At 32.7% G+C, this 19067-nt stretch carries 20 protein-coding genes and 1 pseudogene; 11 read left to right on the forward strand and 10 right to left on the reverse strand.

What is annotated here, in order from left to right:
• Together OLM51_RS14095 and OLM51_RS14100 are read right to left on the reverse strand one after the other, a co-directional pair.
• The gene (locus tag OLM51_RS14095) at window positions 1–225 is read right to left on the reverse strand and encodes a VF530 family protein (RefSeq protein ID WP_264551240.1); all 225 of its coding nucleotides are present in this window, start codon (window positions 223–225) and stop codon (window positions 1–3) included.
• A gap of 106 nt (window positions 226–331) precedes the next feature.
• Window positions 332–985, reverse strand: coding sequence for a porin family protein (locus tag OLM51_RS14100; RefSeq protein WP_264551241.1), 654 nt, complete (start codon window positions 983–985; stop codon window positions 332–334).
• Between the two features lie 139 nt (window positions 986–1124).
• Between OLM51_RS14100 and smpB the strand changes: the two genes are divergently transcribed.
• The 3 genes from smpB to OLM51_RS14115 all read left to right on the forward strand — a co-directional run bounded on the left by smpB (window position 1125) and on the right by OLM51_RS14115 (window position 3431).
• Window positions 1125–1580: an SsrA-binding protein SmpB gene (smpB, locus tag OLM51_RS14105; RefSeq protein WP_264551242.1), complete on the forward strand. Its 456-nt coding sequence runs from the start codon at window positions 1125–1127 to the stop codon at window positions 1578–1580.
• A 79-nt stretch (window positions 1581–1659) separates the two neighbouring features.
• Window positions 1660–2298, forward strand: coding sequence for a hypothetical protein (locus OLM51_RS14110; RefSeq protein ID WP_264551243.1), 639 nt, complete (start codon window positions 1660–1662; stop codon window positions 2296–2298).
• An 83-nt stretch (window positions 2299–2381) separates the two neighbouring features.
• The gene (locus tag OLM51_RS14115; RefSeq protein WP_264551244.1) at window positions 2382–3431 is read left to right on the forward strand and encodes a Fic family protein; all 1050 of its coding nucleotides are present in this window, start codon (window positions 2382–2384) and stop codon (window positions 3429–3431) included.
• A 28-nt stretch (window positions 3432–3459) separates the two neighbouring features.
• Here OLM51_RS14115 and OLM51_RS14120 read toward each other — a convergent pair whose 3' ends face one another.
• The gene (locus OLM51_RS14120) at window positions 3460–4101 is read right to left on the reverse strand and encodes a protein-L-isoaspartate(D-aspartate) O-methyltransferase (protein WP_264551245.1); all 642 of its coding nucleotides are present in this window, start codon (window positions 4099–4101) and stop codon (window positions 3460–3462) included.
• A gap of 143 nt (window positions 4102–4244) precedes the next feature.
• Between OLM51_RS14120 and OLM51_RS14125 the strand changes: the two genes are divergently transcribed.
• From OLM51_RS14125 to OLM51_RS14160, 8 genes and pseudogenes are all read left to right on the forward strand, one after another.
• The gene (locus OLM51_RS14125) at window positions 4245–5210 is read left to right on the forward strand and encodes a Gfo/Idh/MocA family protein (RefSeq protein ID WP_264551246.1); all 966 of its coding nucleotides are present in this window, start codon (window positions 4245–4247) and stop codon (window positions 5208–5210) included.
• Between the two features lie 90 nt (window positions 5211–5300).
• Entirely contained in the window at window positions 5301–6188 is an 888-nt protein-coding gene (locus OLM51_RS14130) for a 3-hydroxyacyl-CoA dehydrogenase family protein (RefSeq protein ID WP_264551247.1), read from the forward strand.
• Window positions 6189–6712: 524 nt separating this feature from the next.
• Entirely contained in the window at window positions 6713–7366 is a 654-nt protein-coding gene (locus OLM51_RS14135) for a YggS family pyridoxal phosphate-dependent enzyme (protein ID WP_264551248.1), read from the forward strand.
• Window positions 7367–7413: 47 nt separating this feature from the next.
• Window positions 7414–7761 (forward strand): four helix bundle protein, encoded by a 348-nt coding sequence (locus tag OLM51_RS14140; RefSeq protein WP_264551249.1) that lies wholly within the window; start codon window positions 7414–7416, stop codon window positions 7759–7761.
• A gap of 95 nt (window positions 7762–7856) precedes the next feature.
• Window positions 7857–9217: pseudogene (locus OLM51_RS14145) on the forward strand (exonuclease domain-containing protein).
• 28 nt (window positions 9218–9245) lie between these two features.
• The gene (locus OLM51_RS14150; protein ID WP_264551250.1) at window positions 9246–10085 is read left to right on the forward strand and encodes an ion transporter; all 840 of its coding nucleotides are present in this window, start codon (window positions 9246–9248) and stop codon (window positions 10083–10085) included.
• Window positions 10086–10237: 152 nt separating this feature from the next.
• Window positions 10238–11158 (forward strand): tRNA (adenosine(37)-N6)-dimethylallyltransferase MiaA, encoded by a 921-nt coding sequence (gene miaA, locus OLM51_RS14155; RefSeq protein ID WP_264551251.1) that lies wholly within the window; start codon window positions 10238–10240, stop codon window positions 11156–11158.
• 111 nt (window positions 11159–11269) lie between these two features.
• The gene (locus OLM51_RS14160) at window positions 11270–12016 is read left to right on the forward strand and encodes an acyl-[acyl-carrier-protein] thioesterase (protein WP_264551252.1); all 747 of its coding nucleotides are present in this window, start codon (window positions 11270–11272) and stop codon (window positions 12014–12016) included.
• Between the two features lie 176 nt (window positions 12017–12192).
• Here the strand turns inward: OLM51_RS14160 and OLM51_RS14165 are convergent, their stop codons facing one another.
• From OLM51_RS14165 to OLM51_RS14195, 7 genes are all read right to left on the reverse strand, one after another.
• Complete coding sequence (locus OLM51_RS14165) at window positions 12193–12726, reverse strand: hypothetical protein (RefSeq protein WP_264551253.1); 534 nt, start codon at window positions 12724–12726, stop codon at window positions 12193–12195.
• Between the two features lie 42 nt (window positions 12727–12768).
• Window positions 12769–13458 (reverse strand): peptide chain release factor H, encoded by a 690-nt coding sequence (gene prfH / locus OLM51_RS14170; RefSeq protein ID WP_264551254.1) that lies wholly within the window; start codon window positions 13456–13458, stop codon window positions 12769–12771.
• Window positions 13446–14057 (reverse strand): hypothetical protein, encoded by a 612-nt coding sequence (locus OLM51_RS14175; RefSeq protein ID WP_264551255.1) that lies wholly within the window; start codon window positions 14055–14057, stop codon window positions 13446–13448. Before OLM51_RS14175 ends, prfH begins: the two co-directional genes overlap by 13 nt.
• A 12-nt stretch (window positions 14058–14069) precedes the next feature.
• The gene (locus OLM51_RS14180; protein ID WP_264551256.1) at window positions 14070–15461 is read right to left on the reverse strand and encodes an RtcB family protein; all 1392 of its coding nucleotides are present in this window, start codon (window positions 15459–15461) and stop codon (window positions 14070–14072) included.
• Window positions 15462–15465: 4 nt separating this feature from the next.
• Window positions 15466–16212 (reverse strand): hypothetical protein, encoded by a 747-nt coding sequence (locus OLM51_RS14185; RefSeq protein WP_264551257.1) that lies wholly within the window; start codon window positions 16210–16212, stop codon window positions 15466–15468.
• Window positions 16213–16719: 507 nt separating this feature from the next.
• Entirely contained in the window at window positions 16720–17436 is a 717-nt protein-coding gene (locus OLM51_RS14190) for a response regulator transcription factor (protein WP_213256104.1), read from the reverse strand.
• Window positions 17437–17439: 3 nt separating this feature from the next.
• Window positions 17440–19026, reverse strand: coding sequence for a sensor histidine kinase (locus OLM51_RS14195; RefSeq protein ID WP_264551258.1), 1587 nt, complete (start codon window positions 19024–19026; stop codon window positions 17440–17442).
• Between the last annotated feature and the right edge of the window lie 41 nt (window positions 19027–19067).

Genomic DNA, 19067 nt, shown 5'->3' on the forward strand with positions numbered 1-19067 from the left:
TCACTTAAATTTAGGAAGCGATTTTACATAGAGATCTTCTACTTTTTTACGGGCCCAGTCTGTTTTTCTTAAAAAAGTAAGACTTGATTTTACACTTGGATTTGAAATAAAACATTTGATTGGAATCAGTTCTGCCAAAGTATCAAAGCCATAAAAATCAACTAGAGTTTCAACAATTTTTTGAAGTGTAATACCGTGTAGCGGATCTTTAGATGTATTTTGCATTTCTATATATTTTAAAAACAATAATAAAAAGACCGTACTTAAAAAAGCACGGTCTTTCCTTTTTTTTTACAAAATTAATGAATTGATTTAAAATAATTTGATATAATTAGAATACAAATTTAAATCCAACAGCAAGTGGAGATGTTAAATTTGAACCTCCAACTAAATAAGCAGAATCAACATTTGCCATATGTGCTAGTCCAAAATTTGTAACAGTTGTTTTCTCTCCATTCTCCGGTTTTAGAGTTGTCGAAGTAAAGTTTGCCAAATCATAAGAAAACTCAACTGAGAAGTTTTTAGTTACAAAATAATCAAAACCTCCTGAAACAGATAAACCAACTTGATTTATTTTTAAGTTACTTTCTTTCTCTTTTCCTGTAATAACTGGCAAAGCCAATTGCCCAAAGAAATATAAAGATCCTGCAACATTCCAGTACTTTCTGGCTAATGGCTGAATAACAATTAAATCTGTTTTGGCAAGAGTTTTAAGATTTGTCTTATCTATATCCGCTTTATCATACCCATCTGATTTAATGTTAATATACCCAATACCAGCACCTACTGCCACAGATGGCGTAATAAACGTTCCTACAATTGGAAGTACCGATAAATTGGTACCTTTTGCATCACTGGTTTTTGTCTGTTGATATCCAAATTGCGAAGTTGCAAACCAGGCACCTTTTAGTCCCTGACCAGAATCTTGTGCTTTTACTGATAATCCAAATAATACAATGGTTGCGATAGTTAAAATTTTCTTCATTTTATTCATGTTTTAGAATTATGAAGCAAACTTAAGAGTAAGTTTTTTCCTTAAAACTGATTAAAATCATTGTTCAAAAGAAATCTTTATTTATTTTAGATTGCATTAAAGTTTTTCAATTTTGTTTACATTTGCACCTATGTTAAAAACAGTCAATATACTTAATAAAAGAGCCAGGTTTGATTACGAAGTAATCGATACCTACGTAGCAGGAATTGTCTTGACAGGAACCGAAATTAAATCTATACGATTAGGAAAAGCTAATATTACAGAGAGTTTTTGCGAATTTAGCGGTATGGAACTTTTTGCCATCAATACTTATATCGAAGAATATTCTTTTGGAAATCAATTCAACCACAAATCAAGAAGCGAAAGAAAACTGCTTTTAAACAAAAAGGAGCTAAAATCACTTCACAAAAGTGTTCAGGCAAAAGGACTCACTATTGTTCCTTTAAAAATGTTTACCAATGAAAAGGGTCTTGCAAAACTGCAGATAGGGCTTTGCAAAGGAAAAAAGAACTACGACAAACGTGAATCTTTGAAAGAACAAGATACAAAAAGAGACTTAGACAGAATTAAAAAAGCCTATAACTAAGCACTTTTAATTTTCTTAAAATGATGTATTTATAAATATTTTATCGTTATTTTTACTACAAACAATTTAACTGTAAAATATGAAAAAGTACTTAATCTTGTTTATCGCCACACTGTCTCTCTTAAGTTGCGGCAGTAATACCTCTATCGTAAATAGCTGGAGAGATCCTGATGTAACTGTTGCTCAGGAACAGTTTAAAAAAGTTTTAGTCGTTGCTTTGGTCAAAGATGAAGCTTCACGAAGAATTACCGAAAATAGAATTGCAGCCAGCAGTCCAATTTTTAAAACTTCTTATCAATACTTAACAGCAACTAGCCAATTATCTAAAGAGGACAAATTAAAAGTACTACAAGATGAAGGCTTTGATGGAGTTATTAGTATGCGTTTAGTCAGCAAAGAAAAAGAAACAACTTATGTACCGGGAACCTATACCGGAATGTATTACGGAGGATTTGACGGAATGTATACAGGAATGTATGGCTATGGTTTTGGAAACTGGTACGGAATGTACTCGCCTGCTTTCTATGATCCGGGATATTATCAGGAAACAACATCATATATGGTGGAAACCAATATTTTTTCATTAAAACAAAATAAATTAATCTGGACCGGAACCACAGAATCGCAATATGTAACCGATCTGGGGCAAACTGTAGATGCAATAATGCAGGCAGTAGTCAAGGAAATGAGAAAAGATGGTTCTTTACCTCCAAAATAATATATAAAAAAGCAACATCTAACTGTTGCTTTTTTTACGTAAATAAAATTGACTAAATTTGTCAAGACTAAAATTTTCATTGAATGAAATCACTTTTAAAGAATGCCAGAGAACAAAAAGGTTTAAAAACCCGTGAAGTTGCACAGCTTCTTGGAATCGATCAGGCATTAATCAGCAAATTTGAATCAGGAACACGAAAACCAACAAGAGATCAAATTTCAAAATTGGCTCAGCTTTTAGAAATCGATTATGAAACTCTAATGATTGCATGGCTAAAAGAAAAAATTCTTTATGAAATTGGAGATGATGAATTTGCTTTGAAGGCTTTAAAAGTTGCCGAAGACGAGCTCAAATACAATAAAACAGTTTCAAATCTTAAATTATCTACTTCTTTAGAAAAAATATTAAACGAAATTGATCTTCTAAAAGAAAAATTAGATTCTCACAGACAATTAGATAGTTTCAAAATCAAACAAGCCTTAGAACTTGAATATACTTTTGAAAGCAATAGAATTGAAGGAAACACTATGACTCTTCGTGAAACTGATATGGTGGTAAATGAAGGCTTGACAATTTCCGGAAAAAGCATGCGTGAACATCTAGAAGCAATCAACCATCAGGAAGCTATTAGTTTTATTAAAGATTTGATAAGTAAAAATAATTCATTAAACGAACGTGATCTCTTATCTATTCATAATTTAATTCTTAGAGGAATAATTCCTGAAGATGCCGGACGTTATCGAAAAGTTCAGGTTATGATACAAGGAAGCAGTCATATGCCACCACAACCTTTGTTAGTTCCACAAGAAATGGAAGAATATTTTACCTGGTATGAAATCAACAAAAACAAACTTCATCCAGTTATTCTGGCTGCCGAAATGCATGAAAGATTAGTTACAATTCATCCTTTTATCGATGGAAACGGAAGAACTTCAAGATTAATCATGAATTTAATTTTAATGCAAAAAGGTTATTTAATTGCCAATATTAAAGGGGATTACGAAAACCGAATGCGTTATTACCAATCTCTGGAAGTTGCTCAGACAAAAAAAGACAAAGAAGATTTTCTACTTTTTATTGCTCAAACACAAAAGGAAAGCTTAGAAAGATACATTAACATTCTTACACAATAAAAAAGCCCAAATTAATTGGGCTTTCTATTTAATTTCTATCTTCTAATAAAGGAACAAATCTAAACTCTCCAAACTCATGTTTTTCAAATTGAGTTTCATTTTTACGAATTAACAAAGTCATAATCTGAACATCTTCTCCCAGCGGAATAACAAGCCTTCCTCCTATTTTAAGCTGAGCCATTAAAGGCTGTGGAATAAATGGTGCCCCGGCAGTCACTATGATACTATCAAACGGTGCAAAATTTGGTAACCCTTTATAACCGTCTCCAAAAGAAAGGTGTTTAGGGCGGATATTTAACTTCGGAAAAAGATTAGAAGTCGTTTTAAACAATTCGTTTTGTCTCTCTACACTGTAAACTTTAGCTCCAAGCATAAACAAAACCGCTGTCTGATACCCCGAACCAGTTCCAATTTCTAATACTTTATGATCTTTTTTTACTTCTAATAATTGAGATTGAAAAGCAACAGTATAAGGTTGCGAAATAGTTTGCCCCGCTCCTATAGGAAATGCCTTATCCTGATAAGCATAATCTTCAAAACTAGAATTTAAAAAAAGGTGTCTTGGGATTTTTTTTATCGCATCCAGCACAGCTCTGTCAGTAATTCCTTTTTGCTCTAAAGTTGTTACTAATTGATTACGAAGTCCTTGATGTTTGGCAGTATCTTTCAAAATGGGTAGGTTTTATTTTCGCAAAAATAAGAAACTAAATAGGAAATCAAATATTGATTTTTAATTATTAAATCGCTAAATCTTTATTGCATTCATTTTCACTTTCGACAAATAATATATATTTTTGTTTAAAATACATTCTCATGTTAAAAGTAGGAGTTTTAGGTGCTGGTCATCTTGGTAAAATACATTTACGCTTATTACAACAATCTGACCAATACGAATTAGTTGGATTTTACGACGAAAATCAAGAAAATGCCGAAAGAATCTCAAAAGAGTTTGGCTATAAAAACTTCAGTACAATTGCAAAACTCATTCACGCTGTAGACGTGATTGATATAGTTACTCCAACCCTTTCGCACTATAAATGCGCCAAAGTTGCGATTAAATCAGGAAAACATATCTTTATAGAAAAGCCAATTGCCAACACTGTTGAAGAGGCTGAAGAAATTATTGCTCTTGCAAAAGAATACAACGTAAAAGGGCAAGTTGGGCACGTAGAGCGTTTTAACCCCGCTTTTATAGCTACAAAGAATATGATCGAAAATCCGATGTTTATTGAAACACATCGTTTGGCCGAATTTAATCCACGTGGTACAGATGTTCCTGTAGTTCTGGATTTAATGATTCATGATATTGATGCCATTCTAAGCGTTGTCAACTCAAAAGTAAAAAGTATTAATGCAAGCGGTGTTTCAGTAATTAGTGATACCCCGGATATTGCCAATGCAAGAATCGAGTTCGAAAATGGCTGTGTTGCTAATTTAACTGCCAGTAGAATTTCGATGAAAAACATGCGTAAAACACGTTTCTTTCAAAGAGATGCTTACATTTCAGTTGACTTTCTGGAGAAAAAATGCGAAGTAGTTCGTATGAAAGATGCTCCGGAAGTTCCTGGAGACTTTGATATGATCTTGCAAAATGCCGAAGGCGTAAAAAAGCAAATCTATTTCACCAACCCGGATGTAGAGCAAAACAACGCTATACTAGATGAACTAGAATCATTTGCCAATGCAATCAATACCAATACAACTCCGGTTGTAACACTTGAACAAGCTACAGATGCACTACGAGTGGCTTATCAAATTATTGATTGTTTCAATAAATAATTTAAGGAATTTAAAAAATAAATTAGCCACGTAATTCACCTTTCACTCGTGAATTCGTGGCTAAAATCATAAATATAATATCACGTTAAAATGAAAACAATAGCTGTAATTGGAGCAGGAACAATGGGTAATGGAATTGCACATACTTTTGCGCAAAGCGGATTTACCGTAAAATTAATTGACGTTTCTGAAAAATCATTAGATAAAGGAATGGCAACTATTGCTGCCAATTTAGATCGTATGTTATCTAAAGGATCTATAACTCAGGAAGATGTTGCCAAAACAATCACCAACATTATTACCTATACCGATATTAAAGACGGTGTTGTTGGAGCTGATCTGGTAGTTGAAGCTGCAACTGAAAATGTAGAATTAAAACTAAACATCTTCAAGCAATTGAACGAATACTGTTCTCATAACACCATTTTAGCAACCAATACTTCTTCGATTTCGATTACACAAATTGGAGCTGTTGTAGCGCATCCTGAACGTGTTATCGGAATGCACTTCATGAATCCGGTGCCAATCATGAAATTGGTTGAAATCATCCGCGGGTACAACACTAGCGATGAAGTCACTAAAATTATCATGAGTTTATCTGAAAAATTAGGTAAAGTTCCAGTTGAAGTAAACGATTATCCTGGTTTTGTAGCAAACAGAATTTTAATGCCAATGCTAAACGAAGCAATTGAAACGTTATACAATAAGGTTGCAGGAGTTTATGAAATTGACACGGTAATGAAATTAGGAATGGGACATCCAATGGGACCACTTCAATTAGCTGATTTTATTGGTCTTGACGTTTGTCTTGCTATTCTTAATGTAATGTACGACGGATTCAAAAATCCTAAATATGCGCCTTGCCCACTTCTTGTAAATATGGTAAGAGCTGGAAAACTGGGTGTAAAATCTGGCGAAGGTTTCTATGATTACAGTGAAAGCAAAAAAGCAGAGAAAATCTCGAAGCAGTTTATTTAAGATTTTTAAAATATGATAACATATGAGAGTGAATACATAAACTTCAATCAACGCCTTTTTACTTTAAGAAATTTGGCATTCCTAATTGAATTTATTATCTATTCATCTCTAATTATCTTTTTTAATCTTTCAAAATTTCACACGATTATAATTGAATTGTTTCTTTTGGCAATCTGTGTCTTTATCATTATTAATAGAAGCAAAAGCAATATTGATTTAATAACCTTCGAAGAAAATAGTATTATCTTAAATGGTGAAACATTTTATACAAAATGGATAAAATCAATAAACATAAAAGAAACTTACATCCAGATACAGAGTATTGGCTCCAGACAAGGATTGCGTAGTGCGGTTTTTTATTTAAAAATAAAAAGCAGAACGGATAATTACATCATAAATTCGTTCGAAACATATTCTGACGAAGGAATAATAGAGATCTTTAACCAGTTTAAGAAGTTCAAAGACGAAAAAATAATCATTGACGAAAGGCTAGTCATATTGAGAATTCAAGAAAAAATAGAAAAATGTCAATAGCATCAAATTTAAATACAATTAAAGCAAGTCTGCCTGAACATGTAACATTAGTTGCGGTTTCTAAAACCAAACCTGTTTCTGATTTGATGCAGGCTTATGAAGCAGGTCAACGCATTTTTGGAGAAAACAAAATTCAGGAAATGACTGAAAAATGGGAGCAAATGCCAAAAGATATTCAATGGCATATGATTGGTCATGTTCAGTCCAATAAAGTCAAATTTATGGCACCATTTGTGAGTTTGATCCACGGTGTTGACAGTTTAAAATTATTACAGGAAATAAACAAACAAGCTTTAAAAAACAATAGAATTATAGATTGTTTGCTGCAAATTTACATTGCAGAAGAAGAATCTAAATTTGGTCTGGACGAAAAAGAACTAAACGAACTTTTAACTTCTTCAGAATTTAAAGAGTTAAAAAATATTCGTATCTTGGGTTTAATGGGAATGGCAACGTTTACAGAAGATCAAAACCAGATAAAAAAAGAATTTACACATTTAAAATCGATTTTTGATTCTATCCAAAAACAACAAATTGTTGAGTTAAAAACAATTTCAATGGGAATGTCCGGTGATTACCAATTAGCTATCGAATGTGGCAGCACAATGGTTCGAATTGGAAGCAGCATTTTTGGAGGGCGTTAGTTTTTCAATATCAATTGCAATTGCAAAAATCAATATCAATTTTTACAATGGAAAAAATATTCAATTTTGAGGATCGATTAGTGCGTTTTGCTGGAGAATGTATTTTCTTTACAAGGCAATTAGACCCATTATTTGAAAATGAATATTATAAAAACCAATTAATTAGATCATCCGGAAGTGCATCATTAAATTTTGGAGAAGCACAAGGAACAATTACCGATAAAGATTTTGTTTTTAAAGTTTCGCTAGTTGTAAAAGAGTTAAAAGAATCGAGAAACTCATTAAAAATCCTTGATTATATTAAAGAAGGTAATGAAGATAAAAGAAACAAACTACTCATTGAAGTAGAACAACTAATAGCAATTTCATCAAAAATGATTATCAACAAAAAATAATTCAATTACAACTACAATAGCAATCACAATATTTGAAAATTAAAATTGATTTTTGAAATTGCCATTGCCATTGATTTTTGAAATTGCCATTGAATATGTACGCAATACTAGACATAGAAACCACTGGGGGACAATTTAATGAAGAAGGAATTACCGAAATCGCCATCTACAGATTTGATGGATACGAGGTAGTCGATCAATTCATCAGTCTTGTCAATCCCGAAATTCCAATTCAGCCTTTTGTAGTAAAACTGACTGGAATCAATAATGCTATGTTGCAGTCTGCACCTAAGTTTTATGAAGTAGCAAAACGCATTATCGAAATTACTACAGACTGTGTTATTGTTGCTCATAATGCCTCTTTTGATTATAGAATCCTCCGTACCGAATTTAGACGCTTAGGCTATGATTTTGAAGCCAAAACATTGTGTACTGTAGAATTAGCTAAAAAACTAATTCCGGAACAACCCTCTTACAGTTTAGGAAAATTAGTGCGCGCACTGGGAATTCCAATGGCCGACAGACATCGTGCCAGTGGAGATGCAATGGCTACCACAAAGCTTTTTAAAATGCTTTTAGAAAAAGACTTAGAAAAAACAATCGTAAAAGATTTTATAAAACTCGAAGTCGAAAAAGGAATTGCACCAAAATTTCTGGATATTTTAAATCAAATGCCTACTAAAACAGGCGTTTATTATATTCATAATCAAAGCGGAACCTTAATCTATATTGGCAAGAGCCAAAACATAAAAAAAAGAGTCAATCAGCATTTTACCGGGATTACTACTAAAAGCAAAAAAATTCAGGCCGAAGTTTTTACGGTAACTTATGATGAAACCGGAAGTGAATTAATTGCTCTTTTAAAAGAAAGTGAGGAAATAAAAATAAACAAACCCCGATATAATCGCGCACAGCGAAAAACAATTTTTCAATATGCATTGTATGCCGAAAAAGATTCAAACGGCTATCTCAATTTAAAACTTGAAAAAGCTGACGGTCGCAAAAAAGAAATTACTTCATACGCTAGTTTACAGGAAGGCAAAAATGCACTTTTCAGACATACTTCAAAATATCATTTATGTCAAAAACTAACCGGTTTGTATGTTACAAAAAAAGAGTGTTTTCAATATAAAATAAAAGAATGCGATGGCGCCTGCATTGGCGAAGTTACTCCCGAAATCTACAATCTGCGTGTACAGCAATTTATTACCGATAACAGCCTGGAAAACAAAAGTATGATTTTGCTTGACCGGGCCGAAATATAAATGAAAGAAGCGCAATTCTGATCGAAAATGGAATTTATAAAGGGTATGCTTATTATGATCTGAATTATCAGATAACCAATATCGAGATTCTTAAAAACATCCTGATACCAATGCAGCATAATCGTGATGTAAAAAACATCATTCAAAGTTATATGCGCAAAAGTAAATCATTGAAAATCCTTCATTTTTAATACAACAAACTTTACGTATCTTCGTGATATGACAAAAAATAAATCTAAATACGATATTTTCAGGCAAAAAATCCAGATTATTATCTATGGGAGTAATACCTTTTCAGGACGTCTGTTCGATTTGGTGCTTCTTGGACTTATTCTGCTTAGCGTACTTTTAGTAATGCTCGATACAGTCGAAGGAATTAATCAAAAATATCATGCTCAACTCCTAGTCTGCGAATGGATAATTACCATATTTTTTACAATCGAATACCTTTTAAGGATCATTTCAATTCAAAAACCTTTAAAATATATTTTTAGTTTTTACGGAATTATTGATCTTCTGGCGATTTTACCCATGTATCTTTCGATATTTTTCCCTGCAACAAATGTTCTCACGATTGTTCGTGTACTACGTTTTTTCAGACTATTCAAGATCTTACATATTCCGCAAATCTCGCATCAATCTTATCAGTTAAAAGAAGCACTGCAAGCCAGTAAAGAAAAAATTCTTGTATTTATTTATTTTGTCATAATCAGCGCAGTAATTATTGGTGCCTTAATGTACGTGGTAGAAGGCAGAGAAAGTGGCTTTACAAGTATTCCTGTTGGTATTTACTGGGCAATTGTAACCTTAACAACCGTTGGTTACGGAGACATTTCGCCTGCAACACCGCTTGGCCAGTTTTTAGCCTCACTTGTCATGATTATGGGATACGGAATCATTGCAGTTCCCACAGGGATTGTAACAGCCGAATTTGCCAAAACCAGTTTAAGAAACAGCGCAATAAGCACCAAAAAAATATGTTCAAAATGCCTGGCTCAAGTTCACTTTGACAATGCCAAATATTGTTATCAGTGCGGCAAAACATTACCTAATGATTAATTTATGAAGCCATTCCAGCTGTACATTGCAACTCCTCCTTATCTTTGTTGTTTTTTTAAGTCATAAAAGGAGCTTCTTAAGTCGCTCTTTTATTCCAAAAAAAGCAAACAAAAATAAGTCCGGGGTTTTCATTTCCATCTGGGCTAAAAAATATGAAATACCTAATAACCATTGTCGGACCAACAGCCATAGGCAAAACAGCCCTAAGCATTGCTTTGGCACAGCATTTTAACTGCGAAATCGTTTCTTGCGACAGTCGTCAATTTTTTAAAGAAATGACCATAGGAACTGCAGTTCCAAGTCAGGAAGAATTAAACTCGGCAAAACATCATTTCATTCAGAACAAATCGATTTTCGAAAACTATACCGTTGGAGATTACGAAAAAGAAGCATTAGCCAAAATTGAAGAACTCTACCAAAACAATGATTTTGTCATTCTCATCGGTGGTTCAGGATTATATGTTGATGCCATTTTAAAAGGCTTTGATGAATTTCCCGAAATTAATCCAGAAGTTCGCTCTGAAGTAAATTCAAACTACGAAAAACTCGGAATCGAATATCTTCAGGAACAACTTAAAAACCTTGATCCTGATTATTATCAAAAAATAACCGTCGAAAATCCTCAGACTTTGCAGAACCCACAACGAATGATGCGTTTTGTAGAAGTTTGTATTGGCGCAGAAAAACCCTATTCCTCTTTTTTAAATCAAAAGAAAAACAATAGAAACTTCACTCCTATTTTAATTGGTTTAGATGCAGACAGAGAAATCATTTACAACCGAATCAACCAGCGAGTTGATATCATGATGAACGAAGGATTACTAAAAGAAGCAGAAGTACTTTATCCTAACAAAGAGTTAAATGCACTCCAAACTGTCGGTTATAGAGAATTATTTAGTTATTTTGACGGAGAATTCACGTTCCCATTCGCCATTGAAGAAATCAAAAAGAACACAAGAAGATTTTCTAAAAGGCAATTAACCTGGTTCAAACGAAACGAAAACACAAAGTGGTTTGATTATGCGACAGATAGAAAAGAAATCGTAGCTTATATAGAAAATCTTCTAAGGTAAAAGTCTATTTCTTTCCTCTTTATTATATTTTCCAAAGAAAAAAATCTAAAATCAGCAATCTCAAAAATCAATTTTCTTTCGTTTTTTCTCTATTCTCTAAAAAAAATAAAAATGCCAATATCTCCAAATTTCACATCAGTTTTAAGCAAAGACTGGGAAATCAATTTCACGCAATGTACACCAACCGGTTATTTAAAGTACACGGATTTGTGCAATCTTTTACAACTAACCGCAGCTGCACATTCTGAAGTTGGCGGAATCAGTTTTACCGATATGCAGGAATTTGATCAGGCCTGGGTTTTAAGCAGAATGCGCGTAGAAATATCCGCTTTACCGAAATGGCAAGATGTAGTTACTGTAAAAACATGGATTAACAGCTTAGAGAACTCTCGCTCTGTTCGTGCCCTTGAAATGTACGTAAACGGAAAAAAGATTGTAGGAAGCGAGACTTATTGGGCCGTTTTTAATACCAAAGCACGTCGTCCGGAAGGCCTGGCTTTACCTTACGAACATTTCGAACTTTTTCCGGATAACAGAGCAACAGCTGAAGGCTTTTCCAGAATCAACATCGATTCTGAAAAAGAATCTGTTTTTGAAAAAACTGTTTATTTATCTGATCTAGACATTGTAAATCATGCCAATAATGTAAAATATCTGGAATGGTGTCTGGATCACGTTGATGCAAAAAGAATTTTAAAACAAGAAGTAAAAAGCTTTGAAATGAATTTCTTAAAAGAGCTTTCATTAAACGATCAGGTTGTTATTCACGAAAGTGACAATGAGGATCAATCTGCTACAACATTTAGCATCACAAAAGGCGACAAAAATTGTTTTGCGCTAGAATTGCATTGGAAATAAAATTAGATTTCATTTCCTCCAAGGTTTTCAAAACCTTGGAGGTATTTATGCTTAAGGATATTTTCTGAAATTTCAACATTCCAATCTAAATATAAACCTACAAGGTTTTGAAAACCTTGCAGGAACTTATACTAAATAAAAAAAACGATGCAAATTGCATCGTTTTTTATTTAAAATCATTTCGATTTCTTTTTAGAATCTTTTTTTGGTTTCTTCTCTTTCTTCTTTTTTAGTAAATTAATTTTCCCCTTTATTCTTTTCTCAACTTCGCTAATTCCGGAATCATAATCATGTTGAATAGAATACAATTTTGCCTGCTTAATTTCTTTTAAAGCTTCTTTAAACTTTTGCTGTACTTCTAAGAGAATGGCTTTCTTTACAAAAATTTCGGCCTTATTAATTCCTTTTATGGTCATAGCAAATTCAATTAACTTTTGAGCTTCGGCATAATCTTCATTCAAAATCAGCGTTTGCAAATAATATGGATATACTTCAAGCGCATGAATATTTATAGTTAAAGCTTGCTGAAAATAAGATTTAGCTTCTTCGTAATTCAATAGTTGTTCTGCCTGAATTCTTCCGTACAAACACAAAACCATTGTATTCTTTGCATCATACGAAAATGCATAATCCAGAGATTCTATAGTTTCTTCAAGCGAATATGGATAACTATCCAATGCCTGAAAAAGATATTTATCAGTTGTTTTCATTTTATCTGTCGATATTTATTGTTTTTTTTTGCGAACAAGTTTTTAATTATGCTCATTTCGCAAATCGTTTTTTAGTTTCTGACGAGTTCCTTTGTAACTTTTCTCCACCTTGTTCTTTTTAAAATCACTTCCGGCAAAAACTCTAACTGGGTTTCCACGCTCGACATTGAGCTGATTTTCCCATTGTTGTCCGACATGATTTTTAAGCTGGAGCAATTTTTCGTCTTCTAATTTTTTAAATAATCTTTCTGTTGCCAGTTTCTTGTTTTGGTGTTGAGAACGGCTGTCCATTGAAACAACTGCAATTCCGGTTGGAATATGTGTAGCTCTAATAGCCGAACTTACTTTATTAACATGTTGTCCTCCTGCACCGGAGCTTCGCATTGCCTGATACTGAATATCGTTCTCGGAAAACGAAGCATTCTTTTGCTGTTCAACCTCAAAAATGCCAATAAACCAGTTTTTGCGTTTATGCATTTTTCTAAACTGACTTTGACCAATCCATTGAATAGTTCCAATCCAGGAATTCACAAACTGATCGGCATTTTTTCCTTTTACAGCAATAGATGCCGTTTCGATCGTTCCGTTTTCCTGTCCTGCTTCTCGTTGCAGCAAAACAACATCTAATTGTTGATCTTGTGCTTCCTCCAAAACTTTTTTAAGCACTTGGGCAACTACCCAAGTGCATTCTGCTGGTCCGCGACCCGCTGTTATCTGAATTATTCTTTCCATTTCTTTAAAATTTTGAGCAGCTTTTCTCTATTTTTCGCTGCTTTTACAAATTGTGGCAAGCGTGCCACCAAACTTGATGTATAATTGCTCTTTGAATTGCGTTCTCTTAATCCGGCTCCAATATATCTTTCCAGATAATCAATATGATCAGGATTATAAGCCCAAAAAACATTCCCATCAACCTCTTTCTGAAACCAAAGTGGCAAATTGTACCACGTTTCTCTTACTAAACCATCATCTGTATTTGATGACTCTTTAATTCTGTAGCTTTTCGTTTTCCATTCTTCCTGAAAACTACAATGAGGACATTTAGTTCCGTATTTTAAAGGTTTCTCTTTTAAGGGCTGAGATTGATACTCAAACTTTTCAAAACAATTATTGCAATACTCTTTTCCGTAAGCTATGTATTGAAAAACTGGCTCTTTTAGTTTATAAAAACATTTTTTGCATTCAAAAACCATACTGTGGCATCTTCCGCATTCACAATTTTCTTTTAACTCTTCCTTTACAGCAGCTTTCGATTCGCATTTTGGACATTTCACCAAAATCTCATTATTAAAACTTCCTAAAAACTTATTTTCATCCTGAAATCTTTCCATAATCTTTAATTTTTAGCGATCCATTCTAACAATCTTTGGCGTGAATGTTCCCAGAACTTCAACCAAATCATTTTGATTTGCCATTACTTTTTCGATGTCTTTGTAAGCCATTGGTGCTTCGTCAATATTTCCACCAATTAAAGTCACATCATGCTTTTGCAATTCTTTCTTAATCTGACTTTGAGTAAAACTGCTTTTGCACTTTGCTCTCGAAAATAAACGTCCTGCACCATGTGAAGCCGAATTTAAACTTTCTTCATTTCCTTTACCTTTCACAATATAGCCAGGCGCAGTCATCGAACCGGGAATTATTCCCAATTGTCCTTCTGCTGCAGGAGTTGCTCCTTTTCTATGCACAATACATTCCTGACCGTTTACCATTTCTTTCCATGCAAAATTGTGGTGATTTTCAATCGTAACTACTACTCTTTTACCAATCACTTTAGCAATTCGTCTGTGAATATCATCATGACACGCTTTTGCATATTCTCCGGCTAAATTCATCGCCAGCCAATATTCCTGACCATCGTGCGTACTTAAATCTAACCAGGCCAAATGCTGCACATTTTTCGGTAACGGACATTGTTTTGTTGCCAGATAAGTATAATGTTTCGCAATGTTTGCACCCAAACCGCGAGAACCGCTATGCGATAAAACTGCAAAATATTCTCCTTTTTCCAATTTCCATTCGTTCTCCGGATTGTCAATTTTAGCGATTCCAAATTCTACAAAATGATTTCCTCCTCCAGAGCTTCCTAATTGTTTATACGCTTTTGGCAAAAGATTCTTTAATAACGGAATATCCTGAAATTCACTTTTATAAAAGACTTCGTGATCTACTCGGGAAGCATGCGATTCATACATTCCGAATTTTGTATTGTCCTTTAAAATTGCTTCCAGCTGATGTTCTCTTCCTTTAAAATGAGAAGCTGGCAAATCAAAAATTGAAAGACTCATTCGGCATCCAATATCAACACCAACTCCGTAAGGAATAACTGCATTATCAGTTGCTAAGACACCGCCAATTGGCAATCCGTAACCAGAATGCGCGTCTGGCATTAAAGCTCCTGCAACTGAGATTGGCAACTTCAAGGAATCATACAATTGAAATTTAGCCTGTTGATCAATTTCATTTTCGCCAAAAATTGCAAAAGGAACTCTTGTCGTTTTAAGCTGGTGCATTCTAACATGCACTGGTTTTATCAAACCTTCTGCTACTTTTCCCCAGGTTCCGTGACCTTCAAATTTTTCAGGGTTTAACAATACGTCTTTTGCTTCTGTTAGAATAGATTCTTTCTTTTCTCTTTTTCTATATCTGTTTATCTGCCCTAAAGCGATATTTATTGAATTGTTTTTTGGAAATCCCAATTTAATCAGGTCTTTTCCAGATAATTTATTTCCCATGATTTTATATCATTTCGTCTGCATACTGTTGATACAAAGCAGGCAGACTTATATTTTTAATTGGGTTTTTCTCTTTTGGATTCTCATTTTCGTAATAACTCCAACGATGAGAAAAACCATCTACTAATTTGTTTATTTTATATCTCAGATGATTATTAACAATGTAATTATCAAGAAGCTGAATTTCACTTTCCAAATCTGAATCGACCATCTTTGTATGTGTTATCATATATGGACTAACACGAAGTACGTAACGCCAAGGCTCATTAAATACATAATGAATTTTGTACCGCTTAAAATTGCTGCACCAGCGTTCTCGCTTATAAAAATGTACTTTTTCTTTTTCGGTCAATTCTAATTTTGGGCTTTTCCATTCCCATTCTGAAAACTCTTTTACAATTTGAATATTTTCTACATACACATGTCTTCTTTTTCTTTTTTTCTTTCTTTTAAAAGATTTCTCAGGAGAAAACTGCCGTGTATTTATTTTTTCTAATAATGTTCTGTAAAAATTCGCTTCACTAGATCTTGCTACATCTTCGCGCAACACAAAATTTCGCTGCCAGCCCTTTTGATATGGGTTTTCGAGTGGAATTAGTGGCAAATCTTTTCGCCTATTCCAAAGCTCTTTTTCAAGTCTTCTTATCTGAATTAATTGTTTTTCAAAATCTTCTTTTACTAATCTTTTCTTTCTTTTTTTACTTTTAAAACGAGTACATAAAGCGTACTCATCTACCGTATAATTTCCCATTAAAAAATTATAGTGCATTAAATTAATAGCCAAACAGGCTTAACATTTTATCCCACGGGATAAATAATAAAAATCGATTTTCGGGAAAATTTGAAGTGTCTAGAATAAAAAAAGCCCGAAACTAAATGTCTTCGGGCTTTTTTATATATCTAAAAATGTATTTCTAAGATTGAAATAAGCCACGAAGAATTGCTGCACCAAATCTGTTTGGTGTGAAGCTCTGAGATGTCGATGTAAGTACAAACATTTTTCTTCGTTTTTAAAGGGTTATTATTTTTTTCGTTTGCAAATATTCATAATTGTTTTTCTATTTTCCAAATTATTTTAAAGAAAATTCCTCAAAATAAAATAAACCAGGAAATTGAAAAGCGCAAAAAACCAACCTAAACAATTATATTCCAATAAATTAAATCCAAATATTTTAAAAACAATATGACGAATATTTTTTCAATTTCAGGCATAAAAAAAGCTCTGATTACTCAGAGCTTATATATTTTTGGTGAATTATTATTCAGTTACTTTGCTTTTTACAACCAATCTGAATCCTTCTCCGTGAATGTTTAAGATTTCAACATCCTCATCAGCTTTTAGATATTTTCTAAGTTTTGCGATGTAAACATCCATACTTCTTGAAGTAAAATAGTTGTCATCTCTCCAGATTTTTGTTAATGCTAATTCTCTAGGCATTAAATCATTTTCATGCAGAATTAACATTTTAAGTAATTCATTTTCTTTTGGAGACAACTTAATAGGTTCTTCATCCTGGAAAGTCAAAAATCTAAGTTTTGAGTTTAGATGAAATTTACCAATATTAAATTCAAATTGTACTTGTTCTGCTTTTGTATCAGCAGATTTCCTTTGAATAATTGCTTTAATTTTCATCAATAAAACTTCTGAATCAAAAGGTTTATTCAAATAATCATCAGCACCAGCTTTGTATCCTTTTAACACATCTTCTTTCATAGATTTTGCTGTCAAGAAGATAATAGGCACTTCGCTGTTTTTTTCTCTAATTTCTTTAGCTAAAGTATAACCATCTTTATAAGGCATCATAACATCCAGAATGCATAAATCATACACATCTTTTTTGAATTTTTCGAAACCTTCCATACCGTTTTTAGCTAAAGTAACTTCAAAGTCATTTAACATTAGATAATCTTTAAGAACTGCCCCAAAATTTAGGTCATCTTCTACTAAAAGTATTCTTTTGTTACTATTTTCCATATTTTAATTTATTAATGGTATTTTTATTATAAAGGTGCTACCTTTTCCTTTTTCGCTTTCAACATATACTTGACCATTGTGGTCTTCTACTATTCTTTTTACATATGCAAGGCCTAAACCATGCCCTTTTACATTGTGCAAATCTCCTGTATGCTCTCTGTAAAACTTCTCAAAAACTCTTTTTTGAGCTACTTTACTCATTCCAAGACCATTATCTTTAACTTTTATCAGAATCATGTCTTTTACATTTTCTGTAAAAATTTCAATTTCCGGAATATCAGGTGAATATTTTATTGCGTTTTCTAAAATATTAACCAAAACATTTGTAAAGTGTACCTCGTTGATTAAACAAGTTGTTCTTACTGCATTAAAATGCTTTACAACAGTTCCTTGTCTATCCTCCAAAATTAGATTTACATGCTCAATAGCATCATCAATAATATCATGAATTGCAGTTGGTTCTTTTGTAATATCAAGTTCTCGTTTTTCTAACTTAGAAATTCGAAGTACATTTTCAACCTGTGCATGCATTCTTTTATTTTCGTCGCGAATCATCTGAAGATATCGATAGACCTTTTCTTTATCTTCAATAATCTTTGGATTTTTGATCGCATCAAGTGCAAGATTTATCGTCGCAATTGGAGTTTTAAACTCATGAGTCATATTATTTATAAAATCTGTTTTGATTTCAGAAATATGTTTTTGACGCAACAATTGGTTCAAAGCACTTGTATAAGCTATTATTATAATTAATGTAAAAACTATTGATAAAATTGTAATACTCAATAATTCTGACAGTAAGAACTTCTTTTTATGTGGAAAAGTGATATATAATTCATATTTACTATTCCCTTCATTATCTGTATATATAGGAACGTGATAGCTTGCTTCTTTATCGTAATGAAAACCTTCAGATTTTACTTTTGTTGGCAAACCACTATTAAGAACCCCATATTCAAATTTGGTTTTTACACCATATTCTTCTAATTCTTTCTTTAAAAGTTTAAAAAGTTTGTCTCTTGTAATCCTTCCTTCGATCGGGGTTAATGATGCAATATCCTTGTACTGAATTTGTTGTTGTACTTTGTTCAGAATATCCAGACTCCCTGATTTTTCGATCCTTAAATCTGGTATAATGGTCTGTCCCAAAGAATTATTATCAATACTGTTATTATTGTTATATACTTCAGTTACACGTTTAGAACTAAAATTCTTAAATCTCTCACTACTGAATTTTTTATTAAAAAGCGAACCGCTTATATCATAATCCTCAGAAGTCAGTGTATTAGAATATACTATGGTTTTATTTGTTTTTGTATTTCGTTGAACGTACAGAACTTCTAATAAATCTTCTTTTTTAGGAATTTTACCAGTACTATCCTTAATTCGATTGTATTTGTCGTAAAAACTGTATTCTTCTTGTTGTTCAAGTTTATCAGCGACATTCCCAATTACTTGAGTAACGTGGTATTTAAATTGTTCATCATTATTTTTGAACGAAGAGTTGAACCAAAATACCTGAACCAGAATTATCCCTATTAAGGACAAACTCATAAGCAAAACAAGTATTCTAAAAAATAATTTATTCATCGAAACAAAATTAATATTTTAACAATATACTAAATAATACA

Origin of the sequence: Flavobacterium sp. N2038 (genome assembly GCF_025947185.1) — a bacterium.
GTDB lineage: Bacteria > Bacteroidota > Bacteroidia > Flavobacteriales > Flavobacteriaceae > Flavobacterium.

What these genes read in the sequence shown, in the direction of transcription:
- OLM51_RS14160 (WP_264551252.1), top strand. Translation starts at nt 11,270, where the DNA reads ATGCCAATATCTCCAAATTTCACATCAGTTTTAAGCAAAGACTGGGAA.
- smpB (WP_264551242.1), top strand. Translation starts at nt 1,125, where the DNA reads ATGTTAAAAACAGTCAATATACTTAATAAAAGAGCCAGGTTTGATTAC.
- OLM51_RS14095 (WP_264551240.1), bottom strand. Translation starts at nt 225, where the DNA reads ATGCAAAATACATCTAAAGATCCGCTACACGGTATTACACTTCAAAAA.
- OLM51_RS14190 (WP_213256104.1), bottom strand. Translation starts at nt 17,436, where the DNA reads ATGGAAAATAGTAACAAAAGAATACTTTTAGTAGAAGATGACCTAAAT.
- OLM51_RS14195 (WP_264551258.1), bottom strand. Translation starts at nt 19,026, where the DNA reads ATGAATAAATTATTTTTTAGAATACTTGTTTTGCTTATGAGTTTGTCC.
- miaA (WP_264551251.1), top strand. Translation starts at nt 10,238, where the DNA reads ATGAAATACCTAATAACCATTGTCGGACCAACAGCCATAGGCAAAACA.
- OLM51_RS14135 (WP_264551248.1), top strand. Translation starts at nt 6,713, where the DNA reads ATGTCAATAGCATCAAATTTAAATACAATTAAAGCAAGTCTGCCTGAA.
- OLM51_RS14130 (WP_264551247.1), top strand. Translation starts at nt 5,301, where the DNA reads ATGAAAACAATAGCTGTAATTGGAGCAGGAACAATGGGTAATGGAATT.
- OLM51_RS14150 (WP_264551250.1), top strand. Translation starts at nt 9,246, where the DNA reads ATGACAAAAAATAAATCTAAATACGATATTTTCAGGCAAAAAATCCAG.
- OLM51_RS14180 (WP_264551256.1), bottom strand. Translation starts at nt 15,461, where the DNA reads ATGGGAAATAAATTATCTGGAAAAGACCTGATTAAATTGGGATTTCCA.
- OLM51_RS14110 (WP_264551243.1), top strand. Translation starts at nt 1,660, where the DNA reads ATGAAAAAGTACTTAATCTTGTTTATCGCCACACTGTCTCTCTTAAGT.
- OLM51_RS14175 (WP_264551255.1), bottom strand. Translation starts at nt 14,057, where the DNA reads ATGGAAAGATTTCAGGATGAAAATAAGTTTTTAGGAAGTTTTAATAAT.
- prfH (WP_264551254.1), bottom strand. Translation starts at nt 13,458, where the DNA reads ATGGAAAGAATAATTCAGATAACAGCGGGTCGCGGACCAGCAGAATGC.
- OLM51_RS14100 (WP_264551241.1), bottom strand. Translation starts at nt 985, where the DNA reads ATGAAGAAAATTTTAACTATCGCAACCATTGTATTATTTGGATTATCA.
- OLM51_RS14165 (WP_264551253.1), bottom strand. Translation starts at nt 12,726, where the DNA reads ATGAAAACAACTGATAAATATCTTTTTCAGGCATTGGATAGTTATCCA.
- OLM51_RS14125 (WP_264551246.1), top strand. Translation starts at nt 4,245, where the DNA reads ATGTTAAAAGTAGGAGTTTTAGGTGCTGGTCATCTTGGTAAAATACAT.
- OLM51_RS14115 (WP_264551244.1), top strand. Translation starts at nt 2,382, where the DNA reads ATGAAATCACTTTTAAAGAATGCCAGAGAACAAAAAGGTTTAAAAACC.
- OLM51_RS14140 (WP_264551249.1), top strand. Translation starts at nt 7,414, where the DNA reads ATGGAAAAAATATTCAATTTTGAGGATCGATTAGTGCGTTTTGCTGGA.
- OLM51_RS14185 (WP_264551257.1), bottom strand. Translation starts at nt 16,212, where the DNA reads ATGGGAAATTATACGGTAGATGAGTACGCTTTATGTACTCGTTTTAAA.